General features: G+C 69.5%; 16 protein-coding genes and 1 pseudogene. 15 read left to right on the top strand and 2 right to left on the bottom strand.

Going from position 1 to position 20,514, the window contains the following annotated elements; all coding sequences use genetic code 11:
• Positions 1 to 30: 30 nt before the first annotated feature.
• The gene (locus P1V51_17880; GenBank protein MDF1564917.1) at positions 31 to 1,467 is read right to left on the bottom strand and encodes a glycosyltransferase; all 1,437 of its coding nucleotides are present in this window, start codon (positions 1,465 to 1,467) and stop codon (positions 31 to 33) included.
• 7 nt (positions 1,468 to 1,474) lie between these two features.
• A complete protein-coding gene (locus P1V51_17875) occupies positions 1,475 to 3,892 on the bottom strand; it encodes a hypothetical protein (protein MDF1564916.1) in 2,418 nt (805 codons plus the stop codon).
• Between the two features lie 102 nt (positions 3,893 to 3,994).
• Here P1V51_17875 and P1V51_17870 point away from each other — a divergent pair, with 102 nt between their 5' ends.
• The 15 genes and pseudogenes from P1V51_17870 (at position 3,995) to P1V51_17800 (ending at position 20,513) form a co-directional block, all read left to right on the top strand.
• Complete coding sequence (locus P1V51_17870) at positions 3,995 to 4,912, top strand: prepilin peptidase (protein MDF1564915.1); 918 nt, start codon at positions 3,995 to 3,997, stop codon at positions 4,910 to 4,912.
• A gap of 209 nt (positions 4,913 to 5,121) precedes the next feature.
• Positions 5,122 to 5,331: pseudogene (locus tag P1V51_17865) on the top strand (helix-turn-helix transcriptional regulator).
• Between the two features lie 378 nt (positions 5,332 to 5,709).
• Positions 5,710 to 6,777, top strand: a complete 1,068-nt coding sequence (gene pilM, locus P1V51_17860) for a type IV pilus assembly protein PilM (protein ID MDF1564914.1) — start codon at positions 5,710 to 5,712, stop codon at positions 6,775 to 6,777.
• A 3-nt stretch (positions 6,778 to 6,780) separates the two neighbouring features.
• Positions 6,781 to 7,335, top strand: coding sequence for a PilN domain-containing protein (locus P1V51_17855; protein MDF1564913.1), 555 nt, complete (start codon positions 6,781 to 6,783; stop codon positions 7,333 to 7,335).
• A 23-nt stretch (positions 7,336 to 7,358) separates the two neighbouring features.
• Positions 7,359 to 7,964 (top strand): type 4a pilus biogenesis protein PilO, encoded by a 606-nt coding sequence (pilO, locus tag P1V51_17850; GenBank protein ID MDF1564912.1) that lies wholly within the window; start codon positions 7,359 to 7,361, stop codon positions 7,962 to 7,964.
• Positions 7,964 to 8,584: a pilus assembly protein PilP gene (locus P1V51_17845; GenBank protein MDF1564911.1), complete on the top strand. Its 621-nt coding sequence runs from the start codon at positions 7,964 to 7,966 to the stop codon at positions 8,582 to 8,584. Before pilO ends, P1V51_17845 begins: the two co-directional genes overlap by 1 nt.
• A 184-nt stretch (positions 8,585 to 8,768) precedes the next feature.
• Entirely contained in the window at positions 8,769 to 11,561 is a 2,793-nt protein-coding gene (gene pilQ, locus P1V51_17840) for a type IV pilus secretin PilQ (GenBank protein ID MDF1564910.1), read from the top strand.
• Positions 11,562 to 11,625: 64 nt separating this feature from the next.
• Positions 11,626 to 13,209, top strand: coding sequence for a bifunctional shikimate kinase/3-dehydroquinate synthase (locus P1V51_17835; protein ID MDF1564909.1), 1,584 nt, complete (start codon positions 11,626 to 11,628; stop codon positions 13,207 to 13,209).
• The gene (locus P1V51_17830; protein ID MDF1564908.1) at positions 13,206 to 13,865 is read left to right on the top strand and encodes a hypothetical protein; all 660 of its coding nucleotides are present in this window, start codon (positions 13,206 to 13,208) and stop codon (positions 13,863 to 13,865) included. Before P1V51_17835 ends, P1V51_17830 begins: the two co-directional genes overlap by 4 nt.
• Before the next feature lie 138 nt (positions 13,866 to 14,003).
• Positions 14,004 to 14,375 carry a hypothetical protein gene (locus tag P1V51_17825; protein ID MDF1564907.1) on the top strand — a complete coding sequence of 124 codons (372 nt, stop codon included), beginning with the start codon at positions 14,004 to 14,006 and terminating at the stop codon, positions 14,373 to 14,375.
• Positions 14,376 to 14,411: 36 nt separating this feature from the next.
• On the top strand, positions 14,412 to 14,882 hold the full coding sequence (locus tag P1V51_17820; GenBank protein ID MDF1564906.1) for a 3-dehydroquinate dehydratase: 471 nt from the start codon (positions 14,412 to 14,414) through the stop codon (positions 14,880 to 14,882).
• A gap of 20 nt (positions 14,883 to 14,902) precedes the next feature.
• Positions 14,903 to 15,463: an elongation factor P gene (gene efp / locus P1V51_17815; protein MDF1564905.1), complete on the top strand. Its 561-nt coding sequence runs from the start codon at positions 14,903 to 14,905 to the stop codon at positions 15,461 to 15,463.
• Positions 15,464 to 15,469: 6 nt separating this feature from the next.
• Positions 15,470 to 15,922 carry an acetyl-CoA carboxylase biotin carboxyl carrier protein gene (gene accB / locus P1V51_17810; GenBank protein ID MDF1564904.1) on the top strand — a complete coding sequence of 151 codons (453 nt, stop codon included), beginning with the start codon at positions 15,470 to 15,472 and terminating at the stop codon, positions 15,920 to 15,922.
• Between the two features lie 13 nt (positions 15,923 to 15,935).
• The gene (accC, locus tag P1V51_17805; GenBank protein ID MDF1564903.1) at positions 15,936 to 17,276 is read left to right on the top strand and encodes an acetyl-CoA carboxylase biotin carboxylase subunit; all 1,341 of its coding nucleotides are present in this window, start codon (positions 15,936 to 15,938) and stop codon (positions 17,274 to 17,276) included.
• 399 nt (positions 17,277 to 17,675) lie between these two features.
• Complete coding sequence (locus P1V51_17800) at positions 17,676 to 20,513, top strand: tetratricopeptide repeat protein (protein ID MDF1564902.1); 2,838 nt, start codon at positions 17,676 to 17,678, stop codon at positions 20,511 to 20,513.
• Position 20,514 lies beyond the last annotated feature (1 nt).

Below are 20,514 nucleotides of genomic sequence, written 5' to 3'. Positions count from 1 at the left end.
GCCCATCTTCTCCCCCCGTGAGCGGGGAGGTCAATCTCGGCCCTGCCAGGCCTTGCGCGCGACCGTGAGGAGCGAGAGCCCCCAGGGGAGGTGCAGGCGCCGCTCGGCCTCGAGGTAGGGGACGAGGCGGTCGATGAGGCGCGCCTGGTTGCGGGGGATGAGGCGCCGGCCGAGCACCTTGCCGTTCACGAACCAGCCGGCCAGCCCGAGGAGGTTGAGGCTGACGGTGGAGTCGATCTCGTAGCCGACCTCCCGCAGCAGCGCCTCGAGGCCGCCCCGGTCGTAGCGGCGGTGATGGTCGAGGGCCTCGTCGAGCCCGCCGTAGGCGAAGCCGTGCGCGGGGACGAGGAGGAGCAGCTTCCCCCCGGGGACCAGCGCCTCGTGGATGCGCTCGAGGGCGGCCCGATCGTCGAGGACGTGCTCGAGGACGTTGCAGCAGACCACGGTGTCGGGCCGGGCGTCCCGCACCTCGGCCGGGATCTCGGCGCCCAGATCGAAGTAGCAGACGTCGACCTGCTCGAAGTCCCCGAACTCGACCCGGAGGACCTCCAGGCTCTCCTCGTCGATGTCGGTGACCACCAGGCGATCGCGGTCGAGCATCTTGCGGGAGATGTTGCCGATGCCCGAGCCCACCTCCACGACGCGCAGGCCGAGGTGGGGCCGGAGCTGCTCGAAGAGCCAGTCGTTGTAGCGGCCGGTCCGCCGCATGATCTCCAGGGTCCGGCGGCCGACCTGCGAGTCGCTCACCTCGTCCTTGAGCCAGTGGTGCAGCATCACCCGGCCGGCCTCGACGCCGTCGCGCCAGTCGATCTTCTTGCCCTCGGAGTAGGTGCGGCCGTGGTAGCTGATGGGCACCTCGAAGATGCGCAGGCCGAGGCGGGCGATCTTGGCGGTGATCTCCGGCTCGAAGCCGAAGCGGTCCTCGCGCAGCGGGATCTCCTGGAGCACCGAGGTGCGGAAGGCCTTGTAGCAGGTCTCCATGTCGGTGAGGTTCAGGTCGGTGAGCATGTTGCTCATCGTCGTGAGGGCGCGGTTGCCCAGGGAGTGCCAGTAGTAGAGCACCCGCCGGGACTCGCCGGCGAAGCGCGAGCCGTAGACCACGTCGGCGCGCCCCTCGAGGATCGGCCGGATCAGGGTCTCGTACTCCCGGGGGTCGTACTCGAGATCGGCGTCCTGGATCAGGGTGATCTCGCCCCGGGCATGGGGGATCGCCGTGCGGATGGCGGCGCCCTTGCCCCGGTTCTCCTCGTGGGTGAAGAGCTCGAGGGTCGTCAGCTCGTCGGGGTCCTCCTCCCAGCTCTTCTTCACCTGCCTCAGGCGCCGGTCCGAGCCGTCGGTGGAGCCGTCGTCCACGACGAGGATCTGCTTGCGCAGGGGGACGCGGCGGACCCGGGCGAGGAGCTCGGCGACCGTGAGCACCTCGTCGTAGACCGGGACGATGACCGTGAGCTGAGGGCGTTGCTCCATGCGCCGACTACTCTAATGCCGGCGCCGCGCCAGATCGAAGATCCCGGCCTCGCCAGCGGCTCCAGCCGGCCCACGCGAGGAGGAGCAGCCAGGTCAGGAGGGAGAGCAGCCCGCCGCCGAGGAGGCCCGGTGGCTGGTAGCGCAGCTCCACCTTCTTCGCCCCGCCCTCGACCGCCACGCCCCGGAGCATTCCGTCGACCCGCAGCACCGGGGTCTCCGCGCCGTCGACGCGGGCGCGCCAGCCCGGGGCCCAGCCCTCGTTGAGCACGAGGATGCGCCCGGCGCCGCCCGGCGCCCCGCCCTCGAGGGCGATCTCGAGGTGGCCGGGCCACCAGCGCTCGACCCGCAGGCCCTCGGGCGCGCCCGCGTCGTGCTGCACCCGCGGGGAGTGCTCCTCCTCCAGGAGGGCGACGGCGCCGCGGCTCACCTCGAAGAGATCGAGGGCCTCTCGCAGGGTGGCGAGCTCGGTGAGGTCGCCGGCGACGGTCGCGGGGCGGGCGAGGTAGACCCGCGGGCGCACCCACTCCTCGGGCAGCTCCACCAGGAGGAGGCCGGCCTTCCTCGAGTAGGAGCGCACCCGCTCCCGGCCCAGGCCGAGGGCCTCGAGGGTGGGCGGGTCGGTGACGAGGAAGCGCACGCCGAAGAAGGCCGCGCGGCGCGCCGCCTCGGCGGGCGGCACCGAGAGGAGCAGGTCGTTGATGCGGGCGTCGGTGCCCGGCAGGTAGGGGGCCGCTGCCTCCAGGCCGGAGAGGGCGGCGAAGTCGGGCTTGAGGGCCAGCCGCTCGAAGGTCGAGAGGGTGAGGGTGTTGAGGGGGTGCCCCTTCACCGGGAGCCCCTTGGCCTGGGCGAGGAGGGTGAAGACCCTCGGGCCCTGACCCTCGGGGGCGCCTCGCGCCGCGTGCTCGGCGAGGAGCGCTCCGGCGAAGCCGGCCCCGCGCTCCAGGGGCGGGGCGCTGCCGGCGTAGAGCCACACCGCGTGGTGGGTCACCGCGGAGAGCTCCAGGCAGGCCAGGGCGAGGAGCGCGTGGGCGCCGAGGCGCTCCCGCTGCCGGCGCCAGGCGAGGTGGAGGAGGCCGCCCGCCACCGCGAGCACCGCGCCGGCGCGCAGGAGCGCCGGGCCGAAGCGCGCCCACCAGCGGGTGGCGGCGTCCGCCTCGGTGGCAGGATCGAGGAGGCTCCCGCCGGTGAGCTGGAGCCCCAGGACCAGCAGCAGCAAGACGGCGCCCGCCAGGGGGATGGCCCGCCGGCGGTCGAGCGCCGGGCGCAGGCCATCCAGGCCGAAGGCGGCGAGGAGCGCGAGCAGGAGGGCGGCGTAGGGCAGGAGCTTGGCCGGATAGCGGAAGCCGCCCCAGAGGGGGAGGTAGGCGTGGAGCCAGCCGTAGAGGGGGGTGTGCTTGCCGAGGGCCGCGAGGATCAGGAGGAGGAGGGTGACCCCCAGGCCGATCCGCAGGCGCCGGGGCTGCGCGGAGCCGGCGAGGCCGAGGCCCGCGAGGGCGAGGACGAGGACCCCGGTGTACGCCACCGCGATCCAGGGGGTGCGCTCCGAGAGATCGTAGAGGGGCGCGAGGCCCGGCTGGTGGGCGGGCTCGAAGCGCAGCAGATCGCCGAGGGCGAGGTCGACCAGGGTGCGGGGGTGGAGCGACCAGCGGCTGGCCATCTCCCAGGGCAGCCCGCCGAGGCGCCCGGCGTGACGGAAGGTCTCGAGGCTGGGCAGCAGCTGGATCGCGCCGGCCGCGAGGGAGAGCGAGAGGAGCAGGCCGAGCGCCGGCAAGCTCCGGAGCCCCTCGCGGGGCCCGGCGCGCAACAGCACCAGCAGGAGGCCGAGGCCCCAGCCGAGGTAGGCGGCCTGGAAGCTGCCGGCGGTGAGCATCAGGAAGGTCGCCGCGGTCGCCGCCAGCGCGGGGCCGGCCGCGCGCGCTCGCGGGAAGCGCAGCAGGCCGAAGAGGAGGAGGGGGAGGCAGGAGAGGCCGGCGAAGAACTGGTAGTTCTGCAGGTTCGAGACGTAGGGGCCGCCGAGGACGTAGGCGGCGGCGGCGAGGAGCGCGCCGACCTCGCTGGCGCCGAGCTCGCGGGCGAGGGCGCGCGTCCCGAAGAAGGCGAGGACCACCATGAGGAGGCTGGCGAGCCAGAAGGCCCGCGCGGCGCCCAGGGGCCAGCCGAGGTAGCTGGGTGGATGGAGGAGGGCGGGCACCGCGGCGCCGATCAGCGGGACGCCGAGGCCGTCTCCACCGAACCAGAGGGGCAGGCCGCGCCCGGCCGCGACCTCGCCCTGGACGAAGTCGCGGACCGGCACGTGCATCTGGGCGACGTCGCCGCCGACGAAGAGGCCCCCGCCCAGGGTCAACCCGCGGTAGCCGACGAGGAGCACCAGCCCGCAGAGCAGGGCTGCGAGCAGGAGGTCCCGCCGCTCTTCCACCTTCGCCACCGGCTCTTCGCTATCACAGGACGCCACCGGTCCGAGACTCCCGCGCTCCCCCCGGCGAGGGATCGCTTGTCCTCCTCCCCACCTTCGGGAGACAACGGGCCCATGGATGCCGCCGAGACCGTCGCCCGGATGCCGATCTGGTTCGTGCTCTCGGTGGTGATCATCCTCGCGGCCTCCATCGGCTCCTTCCTCAACGTGGTGATCTGGCGCCTGCCCCGGGGGGGCTCGCTCCTGCACCCGGGCTCCCACTGCCCGGGCTGCGAGCAGCCCATCGCCTGGTACGACAACGTCCCGATCCTCTCCTGGCTGCTCCTGCGAGGGCGCTGCCGCCGCTGCGGCACGGGGATCGACGCCCGCTACGTCATGGTCGAGGTGCTGACGACCTGCCTGGCCGTCGCCTGCTGGGCGGTCTTCGGCCCGACCTTCGAGGCCCTGCGCGCCTTCGTCCTCTGCGCGCTCCTCGTGCCCCTCACCTACATCGACCTCGAGCACTGGCTCCTGCCCCACGCCCTGACCTGGCCGGGGATCGGCTTCGGTCTCGCGACCGCGGGCCTGGGCGAGGCCGGGCCGGGCTGGGGCGCGGCGGCGATCGGCGCCGCCGCCGGCTTCCTCGGCTTCTGGCTGGTGCGGGTCGTGGGGACCCTGGCCTTCAAGCGCGAGGCCATGGGCTTCGGGGACCTCTTCCTCCTGGCCCTGCTGGGCGCCTTCCTGGGCTGGAGGCCCCTGGCGCCCCTCGTCTTCCTGGCCTCCCTCCAGGGGGCGATAGTAGGGGTTTCCCTGATGGTCCTGACCCGTCGCACCCCGGAAGATCCGGAAACATTGAAAAATACTGATGATTCTGAGGTCGTTCCGGACGAGGAGCCGGCCGAGAGGGGCGAAGAGACCCCGGAGGAGGAAGAGGACTGGGTGCCCCCGCCCGGGTCCATGCCCTTCGGGCCATTTTTGGCGCTAGCGGGCCTGGAGATGCTGTTTTTTGGACCTGAGGTCCTCGCCTGGGTCCTGGGACTCATGGGTCTCTAGGGACCGGAGCCCGAAGGCACCCCCCCCGCGGGGGGCGGAGGCGGCCGCCAGGCGGCCTTCTGGGCCTTTTGGCGGGGTCGTCTCCCTAAGTGGCGTGAATTACACATATTTTTCATCACAATTAACTATAATTAGACCCCTTTTGGCCTTGACAGTCGAAGGACAGGACTCCTATGCTTCGAGACGGATCACACCCCCGAGGGGCCCTGATGGCCGCCAAGAAAGAGCATCCCAACAACGTGCGTCACCTTCGCGAGGCGCAGCTGATCAGCAAGGCCGAGCTCGCCCGCAAGGCGGGGCTCTCGCCGCTGACCATCGATCGCGTCGAGTCGGGCAAGCCCTGCCGGATGGACACCAAGCGCAAGATCGTCCTCGCGCTGGGCTTCAAGATCGGTGAGCGCGAGAAGGTCTTCCCCGAGGGGCGCAACGACGAGCGGGCTCCCGAGCCCAGGCCCGAGCCCAGGCCGGAGCCCAGGCCCGAGCCGAAGAGCGACGTCGTCGGCGAGACCTCCTAAGGAAGGTCTCTCCGCTCGAGCCCACGGCTCTCGATCGAGCGAAGGTCCACCCTTCGAAAAGGGTGAGCTGCGCCGATCCATCGAAGTCCGTTTGCGAGTACGATGAAAAGCCGTGCCGGGGACCAAGCTTGTCAGGGTGCTTCAGCAACCCCACACAAGCCCCCGGAGTTGCAGGAGAAAGTCGATTCGTCGTTTTTTTGCCGACCTTAAGGGCGGTGGTATACTTCGCGCGGAATAGCGAGTGTTAAAGCCCTCTTACGGAGCGTACGGAGACAACCCCAAATGGCGCGGAGCAAACCAGTGGTGGGACTCGACATCGGTTCGAGCTCCATCAAGATGATCCAGCTCAAGGAGACGAAGCACGGCTACGCTCTCCACAATCTCGGTGTCGCGCCGCTGCCCCCGGAGGCCATCGTCGACGGCGCGCTCATGAACAGCACGGCGATCGTCGATGCGGTCCAGGAGCTGATGGCAGCCCAGGGCGTGAAGCGGGGCAAGGAGGTGGCGCTGGCCATCTCTGGCCACTCCGTGATCATCAAGAAGATCGCCATGCCGGTCATGACCCGGGAGGAGCTCGAGGAGTCGATCCAGTGGGAGGCCGAGCAGTACATCCCCTTCGACATCTCCGAGGTGAACCTCGACGTCGAGATCCTCCGCCCCGAGGGCAACGAGGCGGGCCAGATGGACGTGCTCCTGGTGGCCGCCAAGAAGGACATGATCTCCGACTACACCTCGGTGGTCTCCGAGGCCGGGCTGCAGCCGGTGGTCGTCGACATCGACGCCTTCGCGGTCCAGAACGCCTTCGAGGCCTCCTACGGGATGCCGGCCGGCGAGACCTTCGTCCTGGTCAACGTCGGCGCCTCGGTGGTGAACATCAACGTCGTCTCCGACGGGATGAGCGTCTTCACCCGCGACATCTCGATGGGCGGCAACCAGTTCACCGAGGACATCCAGAAGCAGCTCAACGTCTCCTATGACGAGGCCGAGGCCCTGAAGCTCGGCGGGGAGATGGGCTCGGACGTCGACGCGGTGGTCCCGCAGGAGGTCGAGCGGGTCATCCAGCAGGTCTCCGAGCAGATGGCCGGCGAGATCCAGCGGTCGCTGGACTTCTTCGCCGCGACGAGCGCCGACTCGGGCTTCTCCCGCATCTACCTGGCGGGCGGCTCGGCGAAGATCCCGGCGCTCTTCAAGTCCATCGAGAGCCGGGCCGGCGTGCCGGTCGAGATCCTCAACCCCTTCCGCGGGGTGGAGATCGACGACCGCCGCTTCGACCCGAACTACATCAACGAGGTCGCGCCCATGTCCGCGGTGGTCGTGGGGCTGGGCCTTCGCAAGACGGCGGAGCGCTAGGGTATGATCAGGATCAACCTACTTCCGGTTCGAGCGACCCGCAGAGCGGAGCAGGGCAAGCTCCAGCTCATCCTCGGCGTCGTGCTCATCGCCGGTGTCTTCGTCGGCAACTACTTCTGGTACTCGGCCGCCGATGACGCCAAGCGGCAGGTCGAGAGCCAGGTCGCCGCGCTCGATCAGAAGATCAAGGACATCGAGCGGATCATCGGCGAGGTGAAGGACATCGAGAAGCGCCAGAAGGAGCTCGAGAAGAAGCTCGAGGTCATCGAGGACCTGCGCAAGAAGCGCACCGGTCCGGTGAAGATGATGGGCAGCCTCGCCACCCTGATCCCGAAGGAGGTCTGGCTCACGACGATGGCCGAGAAGGGCGGCGGGATGACGATGGAGGGGCAGGCCATGTCCCACGAGCATCTCGCGATCTTCATCTCGGCGCTCCAGGCCTCGCCCTCCTTCAAGGGAGTGCGGCTGGTCGACGCGACCCTCGTGGCCTCGCCTGCGGGCGAGGGCGAGGTGGTCAACTTCAAGCTGACGGGACAGGCGGACTACTCGGCCATCTAGGGCGAGAAACTCGGGAAGGCACGATGGAAGAGCTCATTTCTAAACTCGTAAAGATCCCGCTGGGCACCAAGCTCGGGGCTCTCGCCGGGGTGGTGGTGCTGGTGACCGCTGCCAACTACTTCCTCTTCCCCGGCATCGCCGAGATCGAGGAGAAGACCGTGCGGCTGGAGCGGACTCGCGCCGAGAGAGAGGCGGAGTTCACCAAGAAGCAGCAGGTCGCCAACAACCTCGATCAGTACAAGCGGCAGCTCGAGGTGGTCGAGCAGCGCCTGAAGGAGGCGCTGACCGAGATGCCCGAGGACATCCGGATCGACGACCTGCTCACCCAGCTCTCGGAGCTGGCGAAGAAGGCCGGCCTCTCGATGCGGACCCTCAAGCCGATGGCCGAGGCTCGCGACGGGGAGTTCTACTTCAAGATCCCCATCAAGATGTCGGTCGAGGGCGGCTACCACGAGATCGCCGTCTTCCTCGACAGCGTGAGCAAGCTCAAGCGAATCGTGAACGTGAACAACATCGAGTTCGGCTCGCCCAAGGTCCTGGCGGACAAGGTGGTGCTCTCGGCCAGATACATGGCCACCACCTTCCGCTTCGCGGGTGACTCCGCAGCGAGAGTGGAGGGGGCACAGTGATGATGCATCTACGACGCCACGGACTGCTCGTCCTCGTTCCGGCGCTCCTGCTCGTCGCCGCCTGCGGTGACGACGCGCCTCCGCCGGCCGCCGCGCCGCCGCCCACGCCGGCCGCCGCGCTGCCGCCGACCGCGACCGGTACGACCGCCGCCGAGGCCGAGGCCGAGCTCGAGGCCGAGACCACGACCACGGAGACCGCCGAGGCGGCCACCGAGGCCGAGTACGTCTACAACCCCATCGGCAAGCGGGATCCCTTCCGCTCTCCCTACGTGGACATCCGGATCGTGAAGGGTCCGGACGAGGACGGGCGCCCCGAGCGCGAGCGCGGACCGCTGCAGCGCTGGGGGGTCGAGCAGCTCCAGCTGCGTGCGACCATCACCGGGACCGGCTCGCCGATGGCGATGCTCGTCGATCCCGAGAACGTCGGGCACGTCGTCCGGCGAGGCGCCCTGGTCGGGAAGAACTGGGGCAAGGTGACGGCCATCCGAGGGGATTGCATCGTCATCACCGAGCAGCTCCGGGATGCCTCGGGCGCGGTCACCGCGGTGAAGAGCCAGCGGTGCCTCCCGAAGACGGACCGTGAGATCAAGATGGAGAAGCAGCTCGCCAAGGGCGGGTAGGGGAAGGTCGTTTTTTTCACAGACGACCGAAACCGGGCGAGAGTGAAGCGAAGGTAGAAGAACAGTGGCCACGCGCGACAGACCATTGGGTACCGCAAGGAGAACGTGGATGAGGCACGCCATCAGCCAGGATCGAAAGCTCGGCATCGAGCACGGACAGCGGGAGAGCTGGAATGCTGTTCGGATGCTTCTCGCATGCCTTCTGGTCACGGGCCTGACGGCCGTGAGCCAGGTCGCCTTTGCGGCGAGTCTCAACGAGGTCCGGGCCGTCGAGGTCAACGAGCGCGGATCGGTGACCGAGGTGCGCATCCTCGGCTCCCAGCGTCCGACCTACACGGTCTTCAAGCTGGCCGAGCCGACCCGGATCGTCGTCGATCTCTCGACCACCGACATCTCGAAGGTCGAGCGGCTGGTCGACGTCGACACCCCGGCGGTGAAGGCGATCATGACGACCCAGTTCGACGACGCCGAGGCGAAGGTCGGGCGGGTGATGGTCGTCCTCGTCGACGGGGCCGACTACGACGTCAAGGCCTCGGGCAACGACGTGCTGGTGACGGTGCGCAGCGACGAGGGCTCGGCCACGGCCCCGACCGCCACCGAGACCGCCGCTGCATCGGCCGAGTCCTCCGAGGTGACGGTGCCGGAGCAGGACGCGCTGGCCAGCCAGACCGAGGAGACCGTCTCCGAGGAGCCGGCGGTGAGCGCGGCGAGCGCCGACGAGCCCGCCGAGGTCGCGAAGGTCGAGCTGGTGGACGAGTCCCCGGCCGAGCCGAGCAGCGAGCTCCCCGAGAACGCGTTGGCGCAGGACGAGGACGTCCTCCCGGCCGGCCGCCGCACGGGCAGCAAGCTCCTGGCCATCCGGACCGGCGTCGACGGCGCCCTCACCACCGTGGCGATGGACACCGACGGTCAGCCCTCCAAGGTGGAGTGGATCGAGCTGGTGAACCCCTCTCGCCTGGCGCTCGACCTGGTCGGCATCACCCAGGCGCCGAAGCGGGCCCAGACCCAGGCCCTGCGCCGCTCCGACACCGTGAAGAACGTCCGCATCGGCAAGCACGCCGATCGGGTCCGGGTGGTCGTGGACGGCCGCGCCGACACCATGGGCGACTACGACGTCGTCCGCACCCGGAAGGGCGTCGCCCTCCGCGTGCGCAAGGCCCCCGACGCCGCCGCGATCCTCGCCGAGAGCGAGCCGGCGGACGACGCCACCGAGGCCGACACCCCGAAGCGGGGGATGGTGCAGGCCCTGACCTACGCTCGCAGCGAGCAGACCGGCCGGGTCGTGGTCGGCATGCAGGAGGCCGGGCGCGTGCGCTACCGCGTCTCGCAGCCCGACCCCCGCACGGCGGTCCTCACCCTCGCGGGCACCGGCCTCGAGAAGAGCCTCGAGCAGACCTTCGACGCCTCCTCCTACGGTGGCGCCGTCAAGGCGGTCACCGCCTTCACCGATCCCACCGAGCCCGATCGGGTGAAGGTGGTCGCCACCCTCGCCGAGCCCGTGCGCTCCCGGATCGTCCCCATGCGGGGCGGCCTCTCCTGGGAGTTCGACTTCGGCGCTGCCGGCGTGGTGCAGAACGGTGACAAGGACACCGAGGGGACCCTCGGCCCGGCCGCCATCGAGACCGCCGGCCTGACCTCCGAGGGCGCCATGAGCGTCGCCAGCAGCGGTGAGCGCGCCCGGAAGGGCTACCACGGCCGCCGGGTCAACCTGGAGTTCAAGGAGATCGACATCCACAACGTGCTGCGCCTCATCGCCGAGGTCAGCAAGCGGAACATCGTGGTCTCCGACGACGTGTCGGGCAAGATCACCCTGCGCCTGCGCAACGTGCCCTGGGATCAGGCCCTCGATCTCATCCTCAAGTCCAAGGGCCTGGGCCGCGAGACCTTCGGCAACATCATCCGCATCGCCCCGGCCGAGCAGCTCGCCAAGGAGCGTGAGCTGCAGGTGAAGGAGCGCGAGTCCCGCAAGAAGCTCGAGCCCCTCAAGGTGCGGCTGGTGGGCGTGAACTTCGCCAAGGCCGACGAGATGGCCAAGCGGGTCCAGGAGATCCTCACCGAGCGCGGCGTGGTCACCGTCGACAAGCGGACCAACTTCCTCATCATCAAGGACGTCTCCGCGGCGCTGACGAAGGCCGAGCAGCTGGTCCAGAAGCTCGACTCCGAGACCCCGCAGGTCCAGATCGAGTCGCGGATCGTCGAGGCCAACGTGAACTTCACCCGCGAGATCGGCGTGCAGTGGGGTGGCAACATCACCATGTCGCCCACCCACGGCAACCCGACCGGCCTGGTCTTCCCGAACATCGTCTCGGTGGCCGGCTCCGCGGCCGACGGCCAGACCCCGGTCAGCGGCACCTCCGACACGCCGAACTTCATGGTCAACATGCCGGCGCCCATCGGCACCAACTCCGGTGGTGGCCTCGGCTTCATCTTCGGCTCCGCCGGCGGCGCCGCCAACCTCAACCTGCGTCTCTCCGCGATGGAGAACGACGGTGTGGTGAAGACCATCTCCGCGCCGAAGGTCGTGACCCTCGACAACCAGAAGGCGACGATCTCCCAGGGTCTGTCGATTCCCTTCTCGCAGGTGTCGGCCGCGGGCGTGAACACCACCTTCATCCAGGCCAAGCTGCAGCTGGACGTGACCCCTCACGTCACCACCAACGGCTCGATCCTGATGGACGTGAACGTCACCAACAACCAGCCGAACCCGCAGCTCACCGGCGCCAACGGTCAGCCCTCCATCTCGCAGAAGGAGGCCAAGACCACGGTGATGGTGAAGGACGGCGACACCACCGTCATCGGCGGCGTCTACACCCGGCAGAACTCCGAGGCGAACAACCGCGTCCCGGGCTTCTCCCGGATCCCGATCCTCGGCTGGCTCTTCCGCAAGAAGAACGTGCAGGATCAGCGCACCGAGCTGCTGGTCTTCATCACGCCGCGCATCGTCAACCGCAGCGCCTCGACGGTGGGTGCGCTCTAGAGCGTCCCACAGCGGGCTCGAGATGTGGCATCGGCCCGATCGGAGCATCCTCCTGATCGGGCCGATGTGCGTCGGAAAGAGCACCCTCGCGGGCCCCCTCGGCTCGGCGCTGGCGCTCCCGGCCCACGATCTCGATGCCCGCATCGAGGAGAGCGCGGGGCGTTCGATCCCCGCGATCTTCTCGGAGGAGGGCGAGGCGGCCTTCCGGAGCCTCGAGCGCGAGGCGCTCCGGGAGCTCCTGGCCGGCCCGCCGGCGGTCATCGCCTGCGGCGGCGGCGCGCTCCTGGAGGCCGGCGCCTGGGCGCTGGCCCGGGAGGCCGGGGCGGTGGTGGTCTCCCTCGAGGCGCCCCCCGAGGTCCTGGCCCTGCGGGCGAGCGCCGAGGGGCGCCCCCTCCTGGAGGGCGCCGACACCCCCGCGGCCCGGGCCGAGCGCCTCTCGCGACTCCAGGCCGAGCGCGGGCCGGTCTACGCGCGCGCCGATCTACGCCTCGACACCAGCGACGGCTCGCCCGATGAGCTCGCTGCCCTGCTCCTGCAGGAGGTCCTCGCGCACCTCGGGCGCTCGGTGCCCTTCCGGGTGCCCGGGGCCGGTCATCAGCTGATCATCACGGAGGGCGGGCTGGCGGCCGCGGCCGACTGGATCCAGCAGACCCTCCCGCCGGGAGAGGGCCGGGAGCAGCTGGGGCTGGTCGCCGACGAGGTCGTCCTCGGCCTTCACGGGGCGCCCCTGCGCGAGGCCCTCGAGGCCCGCGGCTACCGGGTCGCCGTGATCCCGGTGCCGGCCGGAGAGGACTGCAAGCGCTGGGCGGTGCTGGAGGGGGTCCTCGACGGGCTCCTCTCCGCGGGCCTGCAGCGGGGCTCGACGGTCCTCGGCCTCGGCGGCGGCAGCGCCACCGATCTCGCCGGCCTGGCCGCGGCGCTCCTGAAGCGGGGCTGCCACCTGATCCAGCTCCCCACGACCCTCCTGGGCATGATCGACGCGGCCCTGGGGGGGAAGACGGCGGTGAACCACCGCCTCGGCAAGAACCTGGTGGGCGCCTTCCACCAGCCCGACCTGGTGGTCGCCTCCCTGAAGACCCTGGAGACGCTCCCGGGGGAGGAGCGGCGCTCGGCCTTCGGAGAGGTCGCCAAGTACGCCCTCCTCCAGGGGGACGCCGGCCTGGCGTGGGCCGAGGGCCTGCGGATGCCGCGGGACCTCTCCGAGGTGGTGCTGCGCTGCGCCGGGCAGAAGGCCCGCTGCGTGGAGGCCGACCCCCGGGAGGGGGGCGCGCGGATCCACCTGAACCTGGGCCACACCCTCGGTCACGCCCTGGAGCCCGGGGATCCGGGGGACGCCGAGCGGCCCCCGCTGCGCCACGGCGAGGCCGTGGGCCTCGGCCTCCTGGCCGCCCTGCGCCTCGCGGCCGCCCTGGAATTGGGGCCCCCGGAGCGCGAGGACCGGGTGAAGGCCCTCCTCGCCGGCTGGGGCCTGCCGGTGGATCTGGATCGCCGCCTCTCTCCCCTCGTGTGGGAGCGCCTGGAGGCGGACAAGAAGCGCCGGGGCGAGGCCCTGGATTTCGTCCTCCCGACCCCCGAAGGGGTGGAGGTCATTTCTCTGACAAGCGACGGAGCCCGGGGTATTCTGGACCCCACAAGGAGATGGCAATGAAGCGTTTCTTTCCGATGAGCGTGGCCCTGGCCGCTTCCCTGACCCTCACCGCCTGCGTCCCGAACGAGATGAGCGTGCAGCTGGTGCACGCCACCGTGCCCGACGTCGATGGGGATACGGGATCCTGCCTCGCCGATCCCAGCGGTACCCCGGTCGCAGCCGGCTTCTTCGACGTGGGCGCGACGAACGCCTTCCTCTGGCAGTCCTTCACCGCGAAGAACAACATGGAGGTGAACACCGACGAGGGCTCCGAGCGCCTCAACAGCCGGGACTTCATCATCGAGCGGGCGGTGGTCTCCTACGGCGCGGTCGAGCAGGACCTCCAGGGCCTGATGGAGAGCCTGGGGGAGCGCGAGACGCCGATGTCCGGCACCATCGAGGCCGGCGGCGATGCCGGCATCTGGGTCAACATCGTCCCCCGCGACGTCTCGGCGGTGCTGGCCAGCGAGGGCTCCCTCTCCGATCCGAGCGCCCGGGCCACGATCATCGTGAACACGCAGATCGAGGGCCACATGCAGAACGGTCAGGGGCTCTTCAGCTCGACGGTCTCGTTCCCGGTCGAGATCTGCAACCGCTGCATGTTCTGTGCGGGCGGCGTCGAGCCGGCCGCCTGGAGCTGCGGCTCTCCGGGGCGCTACCCCGGCCTCTGCCTCTAGCGTCCGCTCCCCGACCTTCGGGGAGGGCATCTCCACCAAGAGCGCCCGCCCGTCCCGCAAGCGCGGGGCCGGCGGGCGCCTTGACTTTCGGGAGGGCGCTGACTACTTCCCTGATCTTCGATAGATAGAGGGCCAAAGATGGGATTCAGGGAGCAACTCGAAGGACTCGTCAACTCGGTGGACGGCGCTGTCGCCGCCAGCGTGATGGGCATGGATGGTATCGCGATCGACACCGTCGAGGCGTCAGCCAGTGACGACCTCCTGGAGATCGACATCCAGACCCTCCTGGTCGAGTACACCGCCATCCTCTCCCAGCTCGTGCAGGCGGGCGAGGTGCTCGAGACCGGCGGGCTGAAGCAGCTCGCGGTCGAGACCGAGCGGCTGCTGACCCTGAGCCGTCGGCTCACCGACGAGTACTACGCCGTGCTGGCGGTCCTCCCGGACGCCAACTACGGCAAGGCGCGCTACAAGCTCCGGATCGCCTCCTCGATGCTCGCCGCCGAGCTCTAGGCCCGCGATCTCAGGCGACCGAGGGCCCGACAGGCCGTGAAGCTGCTGGTCATACATGGGCCCAACCTCGATTTGTTGGGGCATCGGGATCCCGCGCAGTACGGGAGCGAGACCCTCGCCGCGCTCGACGCGCGGCTCGTGGAGGCCGGGCAGGCCCGGGGGGTCGAGGTCGCGTGCCGGCAGAGCAACCTGGAGGGGGCGCTGGTGGAGTGGCTCCACGAGGCCCTGCCGGCGAGCCACGGCGGGGAGGGGGCCTTCGACGCCGTCGTCGTGAACCCCGGCGGCTACGCGCACACCTCGGTCGCCCTGCGGGACGCCTTCAGCGTCGCGGTCGAGGCCGGGCTGCCGGTCGTCGAGGTGCACCTCTCCAACGTGCACGGCCGGGAAGACTTTCGTCAGCGGCTGCTCACCGGTGCGGTGGCCAGCGGCGTGATTACTGGAATGGGAAGTGCGAGCTACCTCCTCGGCATCGAGGCGGCGCTTCGGCTCGCTGAACACACGGACTGAAGAGAAGAGAGGGCAGGCAGATGCTTTCCACCACGGACTTTCGCAAGGGCCTCAAGCTGATGATCGAGGGCCAGCCCTGCATCATCGTCGACTTCCAGCACGTCAAGCCGGGCAAGGGCGGCGCCTTCGTCCGGACGAAGTGGCGCAACCTCCTCACGGGCAACGTGAACGAGCGCAACTTCCGCTCGGGCGACAAGTTCGAGAAGCCCGACATGGAAGAGAAGAACATGCAGTACCTCTACGCCGAGGGCGAGAACTACTACTTCATGGACACCTCGAGCTACGAGCAGACCTTCGTCACGAAGGAGACCCTCGGCGACGCGGTGAACTTCCTCAAGGAGAACATCGAGTGCTCGATGCTCTTCTTCGAGGGCCGGGTGATCGGCGTCGACCTGCCGAACACCGTCGAGCTGAAGATCGTGCAGTGCGATCCGGGCGTGAAGGGCGACACCGTCTCCGGCGCGAGCAAGCCCGCGACCCTCGAGAGCGGCCACATCGTTCACGTTCCGCTCTTCATCAACGAGGGCGAGGTCGTGAAGGTCGACACGCGCAGCGGCGAGTACCTCGAGAGAGCGAACTAGCAGATCATGGATACCGACAAGCTGCGGGAGATCGTCACCATCCTGGAGGGGACCGAGGTCTCCCTGGTCGAGTGGCGCAACGGGGAAGAGCGCTGGACGATCCGCCGGGGGCCCGAGGGGGCGACCACGGTGATGGGGATGCCCACGCAGATGATGGCGCCGCCGGCCCCGGCGGCCGCGGCGCCGGTGGCGGGCGCCCCGGTGGCGGCGATCGTTGAGGGCCACGTCATCACCTCCCCCTTCGTCGGGACCTTCTACCGGGCGCCCTCGCCCGAGTCGTCGCCCTTCTGCGGGGTGGGGGAGAAGGTCTCCAAGGGCCAGACCCTCTGCATCGTCGAGGCGATGAAGCTCATGAACGAGATCGAGTGCGACGTCTCCGGCAAGGTGCTCGAGATCCTCGTAGAGAACGGGCAGCCGGTCGAGTTCGGAGAGGCTCTCTTCGTCATCGATCCGGCCTAAGGGGGCGACGTCGATGTTCGATCGGATCCTGATCGCCAACCGCGGTGAGATCGCCCTCCGGGTGGTCCGGGCGGCCCGGGAGCTGGGCATGACCACGGTGGCGGTCCACTCGACCGCCGACGCCGAGTCGCCCCACGTTCGCTTCGCCGACGACTCGGTCTGCATAGGGCCGCCGGCGGCGCGGGACAGCTACCTCAACGTCCCGGCCCTCATCGCGGCGGCCGAGATCAGCGGCGCGCAGGCCGTCCATCCGGGCTACGGCTTCCTCTCGGAGAACGCGGAGTTCGCCGAGGTCTGCGGCTCCTGCGGCCTGACCTGGATCGGCCCCTCGCCGGAGATGATCCGGCTGATGGGCAACAAGGTGGAGGCCCGGCGGGCGATGGCCGAGGCGGGCCTGCCGCTGCTGCCTGGCTCGCCCGGGCCGGTGGCGGACGCCAAGGAGGCGGAGGCCCTCGCCCGGGAGCTGGGGCTGCCGGTGATCCTCAAGGCCTCGGCCGGCGGGGGCGGGCGGGGGATGAAGATCGTCCGCGACCTCGACCACGTCGCCCAGGCCTTCGAGATGGCGAGCGCCGAGGCCGAGGCGGCCTTCAGCAACGGTGAGATGTTCCTCGAGCGCTACGTCGAGGCGCCCCGCCACATCGAGATCCAGATCATCGCCGACGCCTACGGCAACATCATCCACCTCGGGGAGCGCGAGTGCTCGGTCCAGCGACGGCACCAGAAGCTCCTGGAGGAGTCTCCCTCGCCCGCGGTGAGCAAGGCCCTGCGCGACGAGATGGGGAACGCGGCGGTCGAGGCCCTGCGAAAGGTCGGCTACACCTCCGTGGGGACCGTCGAGTTCCTCCTCGACGAGCAGAACCGCTACTACTTCATGGAGACCAACACCCGGATCCAGGTCGAGCATCCGGTCACCGAGCTGGTGACGGGCTTCGATCTCGTGCGCGAGCAGATCCGGCTGGCGGCGGGGGAGAAGCTCGGGCGTAGCCAGGAGGACATCATCTTCCGGGGGCACGCCATCGAGGCGCGGATCAACGCCGAGGATCCGGTGACCTTCGCTCCCTCCCCGGGGTTGATCACCGGCTACCACGCCCCCGGGGGCTTCGGGGTGCGGGTGGACTCGACCATCTACGAGCAGTACCGGGTGCTGCCCTACTACGACAGCCTCCTGGCCAAGCTGATCGTCTACGCCGAGAACCGCAAGACGGCGCTCGCGCGCCTCGACCGCGCCCTGGGCGAGATGGTGATCGAGGGGATCTCCACCAACATCCCCTTCCATCGGCGGCTCCTCAAGAACGAGTCCTTCCGGGCCGGAAACTACGACACCCGGATCGTCCCGCAGATCCTCGAGGACTGAAGCGGCGCGTGACGGCCCTCCCGGGCCGGGCCGCCCCCCGGCTCGGGGGTGAAAAGTTGAGGGATCTCCGGGGCTTGTCTACTCTGGGACGGGAAAGGTGCGGCCTTGACTGCCCTCACCATCCTCCGATACCGTCACAGCTTGCGGCTCTTGCGCCGGAAACCTCGGAGCGCAGCCTAAATCATCGAAATTCCAAAAGAACTCGGCACCTCGGTCGCGGGCTCGGGCGCGGGCGAACCGGAGGCGTTCGTGTGCGCCATCGTGCGCCACGCCCGACTCCCGGGGCCGATCCATCAACAAGAACCCACGGGGAAGACGGCAGCGCGACAGCAGTTCGCCGGATAGCGAGGCACACGGGAGCGAGGCATCGGACGATCCTCGCGACGTGAAACGACATCGATGGACAAGAACAAGGTCATCCAGAACGCCCAGAAGTTCATCCAGAAGGGGCAGCTGGACAAGGCCATCAAGGAGTACGAGAAGGTACTCCAGGCCGATCCATCCGACGTCCGCTCGCGGCTGAAGATCGGTGACCTGCAGGCGAAGAAGGGTGACAACCGGGGCGCCGCGGAGACCTACATCCTGGTCGCGGAGTCCTACGGTCAGCAGGGCTTCTTCCTCAAGGCCGTCGCCGTCTACAAGCAGATCCTCAAGCTGGATCCCGACCGGGTCGAGGTGAACCTCAAGCTCGCCGAGCTCTACCACCAGCTCGGCCTCATGTCGGACGCCATGGCGCAGTACCAGTCCGTGGCGGCCTACTACGAGCGCACCGGGAACAACCGCGCCAGCTTCGACACCCTGCGGCGGATGCTGGATCTCGATCCGGACAACGTCGCCTCCCGGATCAAGCTGGCCGAGATGTACTCCAAGGAGGGGATGGTCGCCGAGGCGGTCCAGGAGTTCCGCAACGCCGCGACCTACCTCAAGGAGCGCAACCGCATCGACGACTACATCAAGGTCTGCGAGCGGTTGATCTACCACCAGCCCGACGACATCCCGCTGACCCGGGAGCTGGCCAACATCTACCTGACCAAGGGCGACACGAAGCGCTCCCTGGCCAAGCTGCAGGTCTGCTTCAAGTCCGATCCGCAGGACGTGGAGACCCTCCACCTGCTGGCGCGCGCCTTCCTCGACCTGGGGCAGGCCAACAAGACCATCTCCGTCTACAAGGAGCTGGCCAAGATCTACGCGGACAACGGCCAGATCGACGAGCAGCGTGACGCCTGGAACAAGGTGCTCTCGCTCGCCCCCGACGATCCCGAGGCCCTCGCGGCCACCGGCCGGGCTCCGGCGCCCGCGGCGGCCGTCCCCGCAGCCGGACCGCCCCCGGGCGCGATGGCGCCTCCGGCCGGGCGCCCCCCCGGCGCGGGTGGGGCGGCGGCGGCGCCCCCGCAGCAGGATCCGGCCGACGTGACCCGGCTCCTGACCGAGACCGACGTCTACGTGAAGTACGGTCTCAAGGACAAGGCGCTCGAGCACCTGAAGAAGGTCTTCGGGGTCGATCCGAACAGCATCCCCGGGCACGAGAAGGCCAAGGATCTCTACAAGGACTCGGGGGACATGCAGTCCGCCGGCGCCGAGCTGGTCACCCTCATCGCGCTGACCAAGGACACCCGGCCGGATCAGGCCCGCGAGTACCTCTCGGAGATCATGAACATCGCGCCCCACCTCCCCGAGGTGCAGGGCTTCATCGCTCAGCTCGGGCAGCCCGAGGTCGAGTCGATCTCCTTCCTCGATCAGGGCACGGCGGTGGTCGAGGACGAGGTCATCCTCGCCGGAGACGACGAGGACGAGTTCCTCGTCGCCGAGGACGAGGACTTCGGCGCGGACGACGACGACGACTTCGGTGACGACGGCCTCCCCGTCGACGTGGGCTCCCACGACGAGGGCGACACCTTCCAGGTCGCCGCCGACGACGAGTTCGCGGTCGAGGACGACGAAGGCCACTTCGCGGTCGCGGACGACGACGAAGACTTCGGGGTCGACGAGGACGCGGACTTCTCGGTCGATCACGGGGTCGAGGTCGAGGAGGAGGACTTCCTCGAGGACGACTTCGCGGCGCCCTCCGCTGCCGACGAGTTCGACGACGATCTCGACGGCGACCTCGACGACGACCTCGACAGCGGGGTGGATCTCGACTCGGCCCCCGGCGACTTCGACTTCGAGGACGAGACCCAGACCACCGAGATGCTCTCGGTCAAGGACCTCCCCGAGCTGGAGGACGTCCGGAAGGGCTACGCCGGCGGCGACTTCGAGCTCGACGACGAGCCCGAGCTGACCGCTCCCGGCGACGATCCCTTCGCCATCCCCGACGACGACGGCGGCTTCGAGCCCGTCGTCGAGCCCCAGGGGACCGAGATCGCGCGAGGCGGTCCGAGGAAGACCCCCGAGGAGATCGCCGACGAGCTGGAGGAGGCGGAGTTCTTCATCCAGCAGGGGCTCCCCGACGAGGCCGCCGAGGTGCTGGCGAACATCCTCGCCGCGGATCCGGGCAACGCCGAGGCCCTGCGGCTGCAGTCCCAGCTCGAGGCCGACGAGGACGAGGAGGCGGACGACTTCTCGGCGCCCTCCCTCGACCACCCGGGCGAGACCGACGGCCTCGGAGGCGAGGCCTTCGACGACTTCGATCTGGCCGGGGAGCTGGCCGACGAGCTGGCCGACCTCGACGACAACTCGGCGGCCGCGCCCATCGACGACCTGCAGGTCTCGGCGGACGACGTCTTCTCCGAGTTCAAGAAGGGCGTCGCGGAGGCCGTGAGCAAGGACGACGCGGACACCCACTACGACCTGGGCATCGCCTACCGGGAGATGGGCCTGGTCGCGGACGCCATCGGTGAGTTCGAGCTCGCCGCCAACTCGCCGGCGAAGCGGATCGACGCCCTCACCAACATCGGCACCTGCCAGAAGGAGCTGGGGCAGTTCGAGGCCGCCATCGAGGCATTCAAGCAGGCCCTGATGGACGAGAAGGCCACGGCGGAGACCGAGAAGGCGATCTACTACGAGCTCGGAGAGCTCGGCGTGGCCATGGACGACGCCGAGGAGGCGCGCTTCTACTTCAAGAAGGTCGCCGAGATGGATCCGAAGTACCGGGACGTCAAGGAGCGGTTGGCCGGTCTCGGAGGTGGGGGCAAATCGCGCAACGGCGTCGCCGGGGACGACGATGACGGGTCGGATGGCGGTGGGGGCTCGGGCGCGGCGCGCTCGACGCGGAAGCCGGGGAAGGTCGACTATGTCTAGC

The organism is Deltaproteobacteria bacterium, assembly GCA_029210625.1.
In the GTDB taxonomy this organism is placed as follows: Bacteria; Myxococcota; Myxococcia; order SLRQ01; family SLRQ01; genus JARGFU01.
Note: the sequence above shows the minus strand (reverse complement) of the source record. Positions and strands in the feature narration are given on the sequence as shown.